General features: G+C 52.4%; 14 protein-coding genes. 11 read left to right on the top strand and 3 right to left on the bottom strand.

Features of this window, described 5'->3' with window-relative positions; genetic code table 11:
- Positions 1 to 6: 6 nt before the first annotated feature.
- The 11 genes from cysN to rpoS all read left to right on the top strand — a co-directional run bounded on the left by cysN (position 7) and on the right by rpoS (position 8,870).
- Positions 7 to 1,434 (top strand): sulfate adenylyltransferase subunit CysN, encoded by a 1,428-nt coding sequence (gene cysN / locus CJP72_RS13970; RefSeq protein WP_162381967.1) that lies wholly within the window; start codon positions 7 to 9, stop codon positions 1,432 to 1,434.
- Complete coding sequence (gene cysC / locus CJP72_RS13965; RefSeq protein WP_162381966.1) at positions 1,434 to 2,039, top strand: adenylyl-sulfate kinase; 606 nt, start codon at positions 1,434 to 1,436, stop codon at positions 2,037 to 2,039. Before cysN ends, cysC begins: the two co-directional genes overlap by 1 nt.
- Before the next feature lie 49 nt (positions 2,040 to 2,088).
- Complete coding sequence (locus CJP72_RS13960) at positions 2,089 to 2,412, top strand: DUF3561 family protein (protein ID WP_162381965.1); 324 nt, start codon at positions 2,089 to 2,091, stop codon at positions 2,410 to 2,412.
- Between the two features lie 205 nt (positions 2,413 to 2,617).
- A complete protein-coding gene (ftsB, locus tag CJP72_RS13955; RefSeq protein ID WP_162381964.1) occupies positions 2,618 to 2,929 on the top strand; it encodes a cell division protein FtsB in 312 nt (103 codons plus the stop codon).
- Positions 2,930 to 2,946: 17 nt separating this feature from the next.
- Complete coding sequence (gene ispD / locus CJP72_RS13950; protein ID WP_162381963.1) at positions 2,947 to 3,657, top strand: 2-C-methyl-D-erythritol 4-phosphate cytidylyltransferase; 711 nt, start codon at positions 2,947 to 2,949, stop codon at positions 3,655 to 3,657.
- Positions 3,657 to 4,136: a 2-C-methyl-D-erythritol 2,4-cyclodiphosphate synthase gene (ispF, locus tag CJP72_RS13945; protein WP_003034167.1), complete on the top strand. Its 480-nt coding sequence runs from the start codon at positions 3,657 to 3,659 to the stop codon at positions 4,134 to 4,136. Before ispD ends, ispF begins: the two co-directional genes overlap by 1 nt.
- Complete coding sequence (gene truD / locus CJP72_RS13940; RefSeq protein WP_162381962.1) at positions 4,133 to 5,182, top strand: tRNA pseudouridine(13) synthase TruD; 1,050 nt, start codon at positions 4,133 to 4,135, stop codon at positions 5,180 to 5,182. Before ispF ends, truD begins: the two co-directional genes overlap by 4 nt.
- Positions 5,163 to 5,924, top strand: a complete 762-nt coding sequence (gene surE / locus CJP72_RS13935; protein ID WP_162381961.1) for a 5'/3'-nucleotidase SurE — start codon at positions 5,163 to 5,165, stop codon at positions 5,922 to 5,924. Before truD ends, surE begins: the two co-directional genes overlap by 20 nt.
- Positions 5,918 to 6,544 (top strand): protein-L-isoaspartate(D-aspartate) O-methyltransferase, encoded by a 627-nt coding sequence (locus CJP72_RS13930; RefSeq protein WP_162381960.1) that lies wholly within the window; start codon positions 5,918 to 5,920, stop codon positions 6,542 to 6,544. The genes surE and CJP72_RS13930 overlap by 7 nt, the downstream gene beginning before the upstream one ends.
- A 140-nt stretch (positions 6,545 to 6,684) precedes the next feature.
- Positions 6,685 to 7,815 carry a murein hydrolase activator NlpD gene (nlpD, locus tag CJP72_RS13925; protein ID WP_162381959.1) on the top strand — a complete coding sequence of 377 codons (1,131 nt, stop codon included), beginning with the start codon at positions 6,685 to 6,687 and terminating at the stop codon, positions 7,813 to 7,815.
- A gap of 62 nt (positions 7,816 to 7,877) precedes the next feature.
- Entirely contained in the window at positions 7,878 to 8,870 is a 993-nt protein-coding gene (gene rpoS, locus CJP72_RS13920; RefSeq protein ID WP_000081498.1) for an RNA polymerase sigma factor RpoS, read from the top strand.
- A gap of 69 nt (positions 8,871 to 8,939) precedes the next feature.
- Here the strand turns inward: rpoS and CJP72_RS13915 are convergent, their stop codons facing one another.
- From CJP72_RS13915 to mutS, 3 genes are all read right to left on the bottom strand, one after another.
- Positions 8,940 to 9,317, bottom strand: coding sequence for a hypothetical protein (locus CJP72_RS13915; RefSeq protein WP_162381958.1), 378 nt, complete (start codon positions 9,315 to 9,317; stop codon positions 8,940 to 8,942).
- Positions 9,318 to 9,320: 3 nt separating this feature from the next.
- Entirely contained in the window at positions 9,321 to 9,956 is a 636-nt protein-coding gene (locus CJP72_RS13910) for a hypothetical protein (protein WP_162381957.1), read from the bottom strand.
- Between the two features lie 430 nt (positions 9,957 to 10,386).
- Positions 10,387 to 12,948 (bottom strand): DNA mismatch repair protein MutS, encoded by a 2,562-nt coding sequence (gene mutS, locus CJP72_RS13905; protein ID WP_162381956.1) that lies wholly within the window; start codon positions 12,946 to 12,948, stop codon positions 10,387 to 10,389.
- Positions 12,949 to 13,304: the final 356 nt, after the last annotated feature.

The following is a 13,304-nucleotide window of genomic DNA, read 5'->3' as shown; positions in this document are numbered from 1 at the left end:
GCCGCTATGAACATCGCACTTGCCCAACAAATCGCTAATGAAGGCGGCGTCGAAGCCTGGATGGTCGCCCAACAACATAAAAGTCTGCTGCGCTTTTTAACTTGCGGAAGTGTGGACGACGGTAAAAGTACGCTGATTGGCCGCTTGCTGCATGATACGCGCCAGATTTACGAAGATCAGCTTTCTTCGCTGCATAATGACAGCAAACGCCACGGCACGCAGGGCGAGAAAATCGATCTGGCGTTGCTGGTGGATGGTCTCCAGGCTGAGCGCGAGCAGGGGATCACGATTGACGTGGCATACCGTTATTTCTCTACCGAGAAACGCAAATTTATCATTGCTGATACCCCAGGCCATGAGCAATACACCCGTAATATGGCGACAGGCGCCTCAACCTGCGATCTGGCGATCTTGTTGATCGATGCCCGTAAAGGGGTGTTGGATCAGACCCGCCGCCACAGTTTCATCTCTACGCTGCTTGGGATCAAACATCTGGTGGTCGCTATCAACAAAATGGACCTGGTGGATTTTAGCGAAGAGACATTTGTCCGTATTCGCGAAGATTACCTGACGTTTGCCGAACAGTTGCCGGGGAATCTGGATATTCGCTTTGTCCCGCTCTCTGCGCTGGAAGGCGACAATGTGGCGTCTCAGAGCGTGTATATGCCGTGGTACAGCGGCCCGACGTTGCTGGAAATGCTGGAAACTGTCGAAATTCAGCGCGTGGTAGATACCCAGCCAATGCGTTTCCCGGTGCAGTATGTGAACCGTCCGAATCTGGATTTTCGCGGTTATGCCGGAACGCTCGCCTCAGGTAGCGTGACGGTGGGCCAGCGAATCAAAGTGCTGCCCTCCGGCGTTGAATCCAGCGTGGCGCGCATCGTGACTTTTGACGGTGATTTGCCGCAGGCGCATGCGGGTGAAGCCATCACTCTGGTGCTGAAGGATGAGATCGACATCAGTCGCGGCGACCTGCTGCTTGACGCCAGCGAAGCATTGCCTGCGGTACAGCGCGCCGCCATTGACGTGGTATGGATGGCGGAGCAGCCGCTGTCGGCGGGGCAGAGTTATGATATTAAGATTGCCGGGAAGAAGACCCGCGCCCGTGTTGATCAGATTCAATATCAAGTTGATATCAATAATCTGACCCAACGCGAGGTTGAAAATCTGCCGTTGAATGGCATCGGCCTGGTGAATTTTACCTTTGATGAACCGCTGGCCGTGGAGAGCTATCAGCAAAATCCGGTGACCGGTGGGCTTATCATTATTGATCGCCTGAGTAATGTGACCGTCGGAGCGGGCATGGTAAGGCAGCCGCTCGCGGAGTCTGTCTCAACATCGTCCGAATTCAGCGCGTTTGAGCTGGAACTGAATGCACTGGTGCGCCGTCACTTCCCGCACTGGGGTGCGCGTGATTTGCTGGGAGGTCAATAATGGCGCTGCACGACGAAAACGTCGTCTGGCATGCGCATCCTGTGACACCGCAACAGCGCGAGCAGCACCATGGCCACCGTGGTGTCGTTCTGTGGTTTACCGGGCTTTCTGGCTCGGGTAAATCCACGGTGGCGGGGGCGCTGGAAGAAGCGCTGCATCAACGCGGGGTGAGTACCTACTTGTTGGATGGCGACAATGTACGCCACGGGTTGTGCAGCGATCTCGGGTTTAGCGAAGCCGATCGTAAGGAGAACATCCGCCGGGTGGGGGAAGTCGCAAATCTGATGGTCGATGCCGGACTGGTGGTGTTGACGGCGTTTATTTCTCCGCATCGCGCCGAAAGGCAGGCGGTACGTGAACGCGTCGGGAGCGGGCGCTTTATCGAAGTCTTCGTGGATACCCCATTGGCCATCTGCGAAGCGCGCGATCCGAAAGGCTTGTACAAAAAAGCACGGGCGGGGACATTGCGCAATTTCACCGGCATTGATTCGGTTTACGAAGCGCCTGAATCACCAGAAATTCACCTGGATGGTGAACAATTAGTAACAAATTTAGTCCGCCAATTATTAGATCTACTGAGAGAGGGCGATATGATCAGATCCTGAGACACTACCGGGCTTGCGTGCCTGGCTCGTCAAGGTCACAGGATTTAATATGCGTAACAGCCATAACATTACTATCACAACGTCAGATACGTTCACAGTCGAAGACGAAACCACCTGGTCGCTCTCCGGGGCGGTGGTGGGTTTCGTGTCGTGGTTGCTGGCGTTGGGTTTCCCTTTCCTCATCTATGGCTCTAACACGCTGTTTTTCTTTCTTTATACCTGGCCCTTCTTTCTGGCGCTCATGCCCGTTGCCGTGGTGGTCGGGATCGCCCTACATTCACTGATGAAGGGCAAACTGCTGTTTAGTATTATCTCAACCTTGATAACCGTCGGCGTGATGTTTGGCGCTTTATTCATGTGGTTGCTGGGGTAGGTCGTTTCTCCTCTTTTTTGATGACTGCTGCGGGTGGTCATAATTCAAACCGTAACCAACAATTAGATTATGTTCTGCCTGTACGAGGTGTGCGGATCGGTGGATAAATGTGATACATTTGCCCGCGTTGTCGCGGCATTCCCGCCCTCTGAGTAGAGTCTCAGAGGAAGTTATGGGATGATGGCGCCGTTTTTCAGGGGGCAGGATGGGTAAACTAACGCTGCTGTTGCTGGCTTTACTGGTCTGGCTGCAGTATTCACTGTGGTTCGGTAAGAACGGCTTACATGACTATAGCCGCGTCAATGATGACGTCGCCGCGCAGCAAGAGACAAATGCGAAGCTTAAAGCGCGTAACGATCAGCTTTTTGCCGAAATTGACGATCTTAATGGCGGTCAGGAAGCCATTGAAGAGCGTGCTCGCAACGAATTGAGTATGACTAAACCAGGCGAAACATTTTTCCGTCTGGTGCCTGACGCCTCTAAGCGCGCTCAGACGGCGGGGCAAAATAATCGATAAACAGCCAAGGATTTAACATGGCAGCCACTTTTTTGGACGTTTGCGCCGTGGTGCCGGCTGCCGGATTTGGCCGTCGGATGCAAACGGAATGTCCTAAGCAGTACCTCTCAATTGGCGATAAAACCATTCTTGAACACTCGGTTCATGCCCTATTGGCGCATCCCCGGGTAACACGTGTTGTCATTGCAATCAGTCCCGGCGACAGTCGCTTTGCGCAACAGCCTCTGGCGCACCACCCGCAGATTACGGTCGTCGATGGCGGCAATGAGCGCGCCGACTCCGTGCTCGCCGGCCTGCAAGCTGTCGGCGATGCGCAGTGGGTGCTGGTACATGACGCCGCCAGACCCTGTCTGCACCAGGACGATCTCGCCCGCCTGCTGGCCCTCAGTGAAACCAGCCGTACGGGAGGCATCCTTGCCGCGCCAGTGCGCGACACCATGAAACGTGCCGAACCGGGTAAAACCGCTATTGCGCACACCGTGGAGCGTACCGATTTATGGCATGCGCTCACCCCGCAATTTTTCCCTCGCGAGTTGCTGCACGATTGTCTGACCCGTGCGCTTAATGAAGGGGCGACGATCACCGATGAGGCCTCGGCGCTGGAATATTGTGGCTATCATCCTGCGCTTGTTGAAGGGCGCGCTGATAATATTAAAGTGACCCGTCCGGAAGATTTGGCGCTGGCCGAATTCTATTTGACCCGAACCATCCACCAGGAGAATGCATAATGCGAATTGGACACGGTTTTGACGTACACGCCTTTGGTGGCGTTGGCCCAATTATCATTGGTGGCGTACGTATTCCGTATGAAAAAGGGTTACTGGCGCATTCGGATGGCGATGTTGCGCTGCATGCGTTAACCGACGCGTTGCTGGGCGCAGCGGCGCTGGGGGATATCGGTAAACTTTTCCCTGACACCGATCCGGCTTTTAAAGGGGCGGACAGTCGTGAACTGCTGCGTGAAGCCTGGCGTCGTATTCAGGCCAAAGGCTACACCCTGGGTAACGTTGATGTGACCATCATTGCCCAGGCGCCGAAGATGTTGCCGCATATTCCGCAAATGCGCGTGTTCATTGCCGAAGATCTCGGCTGCCATATGGATGACGTTAACGTTAAAGCGACCACCACGGAAAAACTCGGTTTTACCGGACGTGGGGAAGGGATTGCCTGTGAAGCGGTGGCGCTCCTCATTAAGGCAACGAAATGACACAGTTTGAAAACCTGACTTACCTCCACGGGAAACCACAAGGCAGCGGTTTGTTGAAGGCAAACCCGGAAGATTTTGTGGTCATCGAAGATTTAGGCTTCGAGCCAGACGGGGAAGGTGAGCATATTCTGGTGCGTATACTGAAAAACGGCTGCAACACCCGTTTTGTCGCTGACGCGCTGGCAAAATTCCTGAAAATTCATGCCCGTGAAATCAGCTTTGCGGGGCAGAAAGACAAACACGCGGTCACGGAACAGTGGCTGTGCGCGCGTGTTCCGGGCAAGGGGCTGCCCGATCTGAGCGCATTCCAGTTAGAAGGTTGTAAAGTACTGGAATACGCCCGCCACAAGCGTAAGCTGCGGTTAGGGGCCCTGAAAGGCAACGCATTTACGCTGGTTTTGCGCGAAGTGAGCAATCGTGATGACGTTGAAGCGCGTTTGCAGGCGATTAGCGAACGGGGTGTACCGAACTATTTTGGCGCGCAGCGCTTCGGCATTGGCGGCAGTAACCTGCTGGGCGCGCTACGTTGGGCACAAAGCGATGCGCCGGTACGCGATCGCAATAAACGTAGTTTTTGGTTGTCGGCAGCCCGCAGTGCGTTGTTTAATCAAATTGTCGATGAACGTTTGAAAAAAACAGACTTTAATCAAGTTGTTGACGGCGATGCGCTACAATTAGCGGGGCGCGGCAGCTGGTTTGTCGCCACAACGGAAGAACAGGCCGAATTACAACGCCGCGTCGATGAAAAAGAACTAATGATTACAGCTGCGTTACCTGGCAGCGGTGAGTGGGGAACCCAGCGTGAAGCGCTGGCGTTTGAAGAAGCTGCCATCGCCAGTGAAACTGAGCTGCAATCGCTGTTGTTGCGGGAAAAGGTGGAGGCTTCACGCCGCGCTATGCTGTTGTATCCGCAACAATTAAGCTGGAACTGGTGGGATGACGTAACCGTCGAGTTAGGCTTTTGGCTACCGGCAGGGAGTTTTGCCACCAGTGTTGTAAGGGAACTTATCAACACATTGGGTGATTATGCGCATATTGCTGAGTAACGATGATGGGGTTCACGCGCCTGGTATACAAACGCTGGCAAATGCCCTGCGTGAGTTTGCTGACGTACAGGTGGTTGCCCCCGATCGTAACCGCAGCGGCGCGTCTAACTCGCTGACGCTGGAATCTTCGCTTCGCACTTTTACCTTTGATAACGGTGATATCGCCGTACAAATGGGCACGCCAACGGACTGCGTCTATCTCGGGGTCAACGCATTGATGCGTCCGCGCCCGGACATCGTGGTGTCAGGGATTAACGCTGGCCCTAATCTGGGCGATGATGTCATCTATTCCGGTACGGTCGCTGCAGCGATGGAAGGGCGTCACCTCGGTTTTCCTGCGCTGGCAGTTTCACTTGATGGCCATAAACACTACGATACCGCCGCCGCGATCACCTGCACTCTTTTGCGTGCTCTGCGTCGTGAACCTCTGCGAACCGGTCGCATTCTGAATATCAACGTACCGGATCTTCCATTGGATCAAATCAAAGGCATTCGTGTGACGCGTTGCGGCAGCCGCCATCCGGCGGATAAAGTGATTCCTCAGCAAGATCCCCGAGGCAATACGTTGTACTGGATTGGCCCGCCGGGCGATAAATGCGACGCCGGGCCGGACACCGATTTTGCTGCGGTAGATGAGGGCTACGTCTCCGTGACGCCTCTGCATGTGGATTTAACCGCATACAACGCGCATGATGTTGTTTCAACATGGTTAGAAAGCGTGGGAGTTGACACGCAATGGTAAGCAGACGCGTACACACCCTTCTTGAACAATTGCGCGCTCAGGGGATCCGCGATGAGCTGGTGCTGAACGCACTTGCCGCAGTACCGCGCGAAAAATTCATTGATGAAGCGTTTGAACACAAAGCCTGGGAAAACATTGCATTGCCGATTGGCCAGGGACAGACGATTTCGCAGCCTTATATGGTGGCGCGAATGACGGAGTTACTGGAACTGACGCCGCAATCCCGGGTGCTGGAAATAGGGACAGGTTCAGGATACCAGACGGCGATACTGGCGCATCTGGTGCATCATGTATGTTCCGTTGAGCGTATCAAAGGGCTGCAATGGCAGGCGCGTCGCCGCCTCAAGCAGCTCGACTTACACAATGTTTCGACCCGTCATGGCGATGGCTGGCTAGGCTGGCAGGCCCGTGCCCCGTTTGATGCCATCATTGTGACGGCTGCGCCGCCAGAAATTCCAACTGCGTTAATGGCACAGTTGGATGAAGGCGGTATTCTCGTCTTGCCTGTGGGTGATGAACATCAGTATTTGAAACGGGTGCGTCGTCGGGGAGGCGAATTTATTATCGATACCGTGGAAGCCGTTCGCTTTGTTCCTTTAGTCAAAGGTGAACTGGCGTAGCGCATTCCTGAATACCTGGATTTTTCCTGGTTATTTTGTAAAGGGTAAGCGTATGGTGAACACGTTTTCCAGTGTTCAGCCTGATGCATTGCACGGTTATTACGTCACTGGTTATTAACCAAAATTTTCCTGGGGGATAAATGAGCGCGGGAAGCCCAAAATTCACCGTTAGCCGCATTGCGGCATTGTCACTGGTTTCGCTGTGGCTGGCAGGTTGTTCCAACACTTCTAATCCGCCTGCACCCGTCAACTCTGTTGATGGCAGCGCACCGTCGAGCACCAATTCAGGTATGCTGATCACGCCTCCGCCAAAAATGGGGACAACGGCGACGACGCAGCAGCCGCAAATTCAGCCCGTGCAGCCACAGCCCCAGATCACTCAACCTGCGCAAATTCAGTCTGTCACGCAACAGCCCGTGCAGACGGAAAACGGCCGTATTGTTTATAACCGCAAATACGGTGACATTCCGAAAGGCAGCTACACCGGCGGCAGCACCTACACGGTTAAGAAAGGCGACACTCTTTTCTATATTGCCTGGATAACCGGAAACGACTTCCGTGACCTTGCTCAGCGCAACAATGTTGCGGCTCCCTACGCATTGAACGTAGGACAAACGCTTCAGGTTGGTAATGCATCCGGTGCGCCAATTACGGGTGGAAACGCCATCACCCAGGCGGACGCAGCACAGCAAGGAGTTGTGACCAACCCTGCACAAAATTCCACCGTTGCTGTTGCGTCTAAACCGACAATTACGTATTCTGAGGACTCAGGTGAACAGAGTGCTAATAAAATGTTGCCGAACAACAAGCCAGCTGAGACGGTTGTCACAGCCCCTGTAACGGCATCAACAACGAGCACAACCCAACCGACTGCAAGCAGTATGTCTACCAGTGCGCCAATCTCTAAATGGCTCTGGCCGACCGACGGCAAAGTGATCGAAAACTTCGCGGCTACCGAGGGTGGCAATAAAGGTATCGACATTGCAGGCAGTAAAGGACAGGCAATCGTCGCGACCGGAGATGGACGCGTCGTATATGCCGGTAATGCGCTGCGCGGTTACGGTAATTTAATTATCATCAAACACAATGATGATTACCTGAGTGCCTACGCCCATAACGATACGATGCTGGTCCGGGAACAACAAGACATCAAGGCGGGGCAAAAAATCGCTACCATGGGTAGCACCGGAACCAGTTCAACACGCTTGCATTTTGAAATTCGTTACAAGGGGAAATCCGTAAACCCGCTGCAATATTTGCCGCAGCGATAAAGCGTCGGAACCAGGCTTTCACTTGCTAGTTCCGTCAAGGGATCACGGGTAGGAGCCACCTTATGAGTCAGAATACGCTGAAAGTTCATGATTTAAATGAAGACGCGGAATTTGATGAGAACGGAGTAGAGGCTTTTGATGAAAAGGCCTTGAGTGAAGAGGAACCCAGTGATAACGACCTGGCTGAAGAAGAGCTGTTATCGCAGGGTGCCACCCAGCGTGTGTTGGACGCGACTCAGCTTTACCTTGGTGAAATTGGTTATTCACCACTGCTAACGGCCGAAGAAGAAGTTTATTTTGCGCGTCGCGCACTGCGTGGAGATGTCGCTTCTCGCCGTCGGATGATTGAAAGTAACCTGCGTCTGGTGGTGAAAATTGCCCGCCGTTATGGCAATCGTGGTCTGGCATTGCTGGATCTGATTGAAGAGGGCAATCTGGGGCTTATCCGTGCCGTCGAGAAGTTTGACCCTGAGCGTGGGTTCCGCTTCTCAACATACGCAACCTGGTGGATTCGCCAGACGATTGAACGGGCGATTATGAATCAAACCCGTACGATTCGACTGCCGATTCACATTGTTAAAGAGCTGAACGTCTATCTGCGTACTGCGCGTGAGTTGTCGCATAAACTGGACCACGAACCGAGTGCGGAAGAGATTGCAGAGCAACTGGATAAACCGGTTGATGACGTTAGCCGTATGCTTCGTCTTAACGAGCGCATTACCTCGGTAGACACCCCGCTGGGTGGCGATTCCGAAAAAGCGTTGCTGGATATCCTGGCCGATGAAAAAGAAAACGGTCCGGAAGACACCACGCAAGATGATGATATGAAACAAAGTATCGTCAAATGGCTGTTCGAACTGAACGCCAAACAGCGTGAAGTGCTGGCACGTCGTTTCGGTCTGCTGGGATATGAAGCTGCGACACTGGAAGATGTGGGCCGTGAAATCGGTCTTACACGTGAACGTGTTCGCCAGATTCAGGTTGAAGGCCTGCGTCGTCTGCGTGAAATCTTGCAGACTCAGGGGCTGAATATCGAAGCGCTGTTCCGCGAGTAAGCTTTAGTTTAAGAAAATGCCGATCGTTTTATGCGATCGGCATTTTTTATTGGCTTGCAGTGACCGGTATTAATATTTCCCGCCTTCGTTTAACATCTTATTGCCCATTTCGGCTCTGAGATCTTTGCTGTTGAAGTCGTCTTTCAGCATACCGATGCTATCATTGGGCGCGAGTTTGAAACGTTGTAAGTCCTTGTCGCCATCATTTTTTCGGGAATCAACTACGCCACCTGGGCTTGCTGATCCTACTGTTACTCCATGAATATAATCAGGGGCAGGATAATTAACTTTACAGATAACAATGCCATTTTCTGTCGTGCAGTTATTATTTTGATCAAATTCCAACACGACTGACGGTTTTTCGTCAGCAAATGTCATACCAGAAAAAAATAATACAAGAAACAGATAAGGCAATGTGCAAAAGTTATAATATCTGTATCGTTTCATAAGTTATTCCTTAAAGCTACTATTGATAGATTGCGTAAAACATTGATCTTTCGGGCGAGCGGTTTGTTTATTGCATTGCTGATAAATATATAATACGTTATTTTTTATTTGACTGATGTTTGATGGCGCTCCAGAACCATAGCCAGGAATACCGGGGGTTTGATATTTATTGTTGATACTCCCTGGGATAATTATCATGATTGCACCAAGTAGAAAAACGATTATTCCTCCAGAACCACTTTTTATATTGAATGTTAACCCCATGAAATTTCCATTAATATCATTTTGATTTTTAGTTTCTATACCAAGAAATAACATCATAACGCCAACGCTTAATACTGCATAGCCTATATACATAGAGGCTATTTTCATGGTTTGCTTATGTATGAAAATTTTATGCGCCTGTTTTTCCATGTAGATAATTGAAATGATTCCATAGTCGTACGGGTTTTTCATCATGTTCTTGAGTTCGTTAAGCTCTTTAATTGGGAGTTGCTGCTGACTCATTTCCTTAAATTGATTAGAGGTTTGATATAAATTATAAGCAGAAGCTCCCAGCATAAAAACAGGAAAGATCACTCCGGCAAAAATAAAAACGAGCATTTTTATCAGAGGTAAACGACTGGGCTTGAGATCCATCGGGAACCTCTTGATGAAGGAGGGATTTAAATAAGATATAGAAGATAGCCAGCTCCAGGCCGTACTAAAAAAGTATGGTTTATTGAAGGTGGAGTATTATGCAGCGTCGTTAATGAGCGCTGAATAATAGAGAGTGAACGGGTGGCTGAATATTATCCCATCATCTTACGCACCCGTTGGGTAAACAGTGCGCGCTCTTCCTCGTTAAAACGTCCTAAAAATTCATCAACGACGTTGTCGCCCAGCGGTATAGCGTTAGTCCGCTGCTTTTCGCCTTTCGTGGTCGCACGCCAATAAAGGAGAAGAGGATGATTTGCCCACGTTGCGCAGATGAACAGATTGAAGTGGTGACAACAGAGCCGGATAAGGCTTCACCTTACCCGGCCTGCCGGATTATCCCGAGGGTCACTGCCTTCGGGGATAACGGGGGTTATACCAAACTCTTCAACCGATAAATCCACTCCAGCGCCTGGCGCGGGGTCAGGGAATCCGGATCCAGATTTTCCAGCGCCTCAACGGCAGGGGAGGTCTCTTCCGGGACTGACAGCAGCGACATTTGTGTACCGTCTACCTGCGTGGCGGCGGCATTCGGTGAAATACTTTCCAGCTCACGCAGCTTCTGGCGTGCGCGTTTAATCACCTCTTTTGGCACACCGGCAAGCGCAGCCACCGCCAGGCCGTAGCTTTTGCTGGCTGCGCCATCCTGCACGCTGTGCATAAACGCGATAGTTTCACCGTGCTCCAGCGCATCCAGATGGACGTTAGCAACGCCCTCCATTTTCTCCGGCAACTGCGTCAGTTCGAAATAGTGAGTGGCAAACAACGTCAACGCTTTGATCTTGTTTGCCAGATTTTCCGCGCACGCCCATGCCAGCGACAGGCCGTCGTAGGTGGAGGTGCCGCGACCAATCTCATCCATCAACACCAGACTGTTTTCGGTAGCGTTGTGCAGGATATTGGCGGTTTCGGTCATCTCCACCATAAAGGTTGAACGACCGGAAGCCAGATCGTCCGCCGCGCCGACGCGGGTGAAAATACGGTCAACAGGACCGATCTCCACGCTTTGTGCAGGAACGTAGCTGCCAATGTAGGCCAACAGCGCAATCAGTGCCGTTTGACGCATATAGGTACTTTTACCGCCCATATTCGGGCCGGTAATGATCAACATCCGACGCTGCGGAGAGAGCGTTAGGGGGTTGGCAATAAACGGTTCGCTGAGCACCTGTTCCACCACCGGATGGCGACCTTCGATAATCCGAATACCCGGTTTATCCGTGAAGGTTGGGCAGGTGTAATTCAGCGTGTACGCGCGTTCGGCGAGATTGATCAGGACGTCCAGCTCAGCCAGCGCCGCCGCGCTCTGTTGCAGCTCTGCCAGGTGCGGCAGCAGCAGGTCAAACAGCTCGTCATACAGCTGTTTTTCCAGCGCCAGCGCTTTGCCTTTGGAAGTGAGCACTTTGTCTTCGTACTCTTTCAGTTCCGGGATAATGTAGCGCTCGGCGTTCTTCAGCGTCTGGCGGCGAACATAGTTGATTGGCGCAAGATGGCTTTGACCGCGGCTGATCTGAATGTAATAACCGTGTACCGCGTTATAGCCGACTTTCAGGGTATCCAGCCCTGTCCGTTCACGCTCACGAATTTCCAGACGGTCGAGATAGTCGGTTGCGCCATCTGCCAGCGCACGCCACTCGTCCAGCTCTTCGTTGTAACCCGGCGCGATGACGCCGCCATCGCGGACCAGCACCGGCGGCGCATCGACAACCGCCCGTTCCAGCAGCTCGCGTAATTCCGTAAATTCACCCATTTTCTCACGCAGCATCTGTACCGGATGGCTGTTCACCGTCGCCAGTTGAGTGCGCAGTTCCGGTAATTGCTGGAAGGCGTGGCGCATACGGGCGAGATCGCGCGGACGGGCGGTGCGTAGCGCCAGACGGGCAAGGATACGTTCCAGATCGCCAACCTGTCGCAGGACGGGTTGCAATTCGCTGGTAGCATCCTGCAACGCGCCAATGGTTTGCTGGCGTTCGGTCAGGATTTTTGTGTCGCGCACTGGCATATGCAGCCAGCGTTTGAGCATTCGGCTGCCCATCGGGGTGACGGTGCAATCAAGCACGGAAGCCAGCGTATTCTCCACGCCTCCTGCCAGGTTTTGCGTGATTTCCAGGTTGCGACGGGTGGCGGCATCCATGATGATGCTGTCCTGCTGGCGCTCCATGGTGATGGAACGAATATGCGGCAACGACGTACGCTGGGTATCTTTCACATACTGCAACAGACAGCCCGCAGCGCATAATCCGCGCGGCGCGTTCTCCACGCCAAAGCCGACCAGATCCCGCGTGCCAAATTGCAGGTTCAACTGCTGGCGAGCCGTATCGATTTCAAATTCCCACAACGGACGACGACGCAAGCCGCGGCGACCTTCGATAAGCGCCGTTTCCGCGAAATCTTCTGCATAGAGCAGTTCGGCGGGATTGGTACGCTGTAATTCTGCGGCCATGGTTTCACGATCGGCAGGCTCACTCACGCGAAAACGCCCGGAACTGATGTCCAGCGTGGCATAACCGTAGCCTTTAGCGTCTTGCCAGATAGCGGCCAACAGGTTGTCCTGGCGCTCCTGCAACAACGCTTCATCACTGATGGTGCCCGGCGTCACAATACGTACGACCTTGCGCTCAACCGGGCCTTTGCTGGTCGCCGGATCGCCAATTTGTTCGCAAATTGCAACGGACTCGCCCTGATTGACCAATTTGGCGAGGTAGTTTTCTACCGCGTGATGCGGGATGCCCGCCATCGGGATAGGTTCGCCTGCCGAGGCACCGCGTTTGGTCAGCGAGATGTCGAGCAGTTGCGATGCACGCTTAGCATCGTCATAAAACAGTTCGTAAAAATCGCCCATACGATAGAACAACAGGATCTCCGGATGCTGTGCTTTCAGCTTGAGATACTGCTGCATCATGGGGGTATGAGAATCTAAATTTGCTATTGAAGTCATTAGTTTGTGATGTCCATTTTCTTTAATTTTAATGAGCGAGTGATTTTTGTAGTTCTCATTAAGTTTCACGGCGTCTCATTGGATCGCATGTACGTCAACATTATCTGTTTATGGCTACATAGCGTGCATGATAACGGACTCTTTATGGCAGGAAAACAAAAGGCAGAGCCTGTGTCGTTTAAAACGAGAGAAGCGATGACGTCAGAGGATAAGCATAACGTTGCGGTGAGCGAAAATCGGTGCTGGCATATTTCCCGCGGTACAACCGGAGTAGCGTCTTTCTTTTACCATGAAACCTGCCTTTCAACTGGCCACCAGATTTTATGAAGTCGTGTAGAAACCTTGATATAATGAGC

The sequence above is a fragment of the Citrobacter sp. NCU1 genome (assembly GCF_010231475.1).
GTDB lineage: Bacteria > Pseudomonadota > Gammaproteobacteria > Enterobacterales > Enterobacteriaceae > Citrobacter_D.
This window is presented reverse-complemented; position numbering and strand designations above follow the sequence as displayed.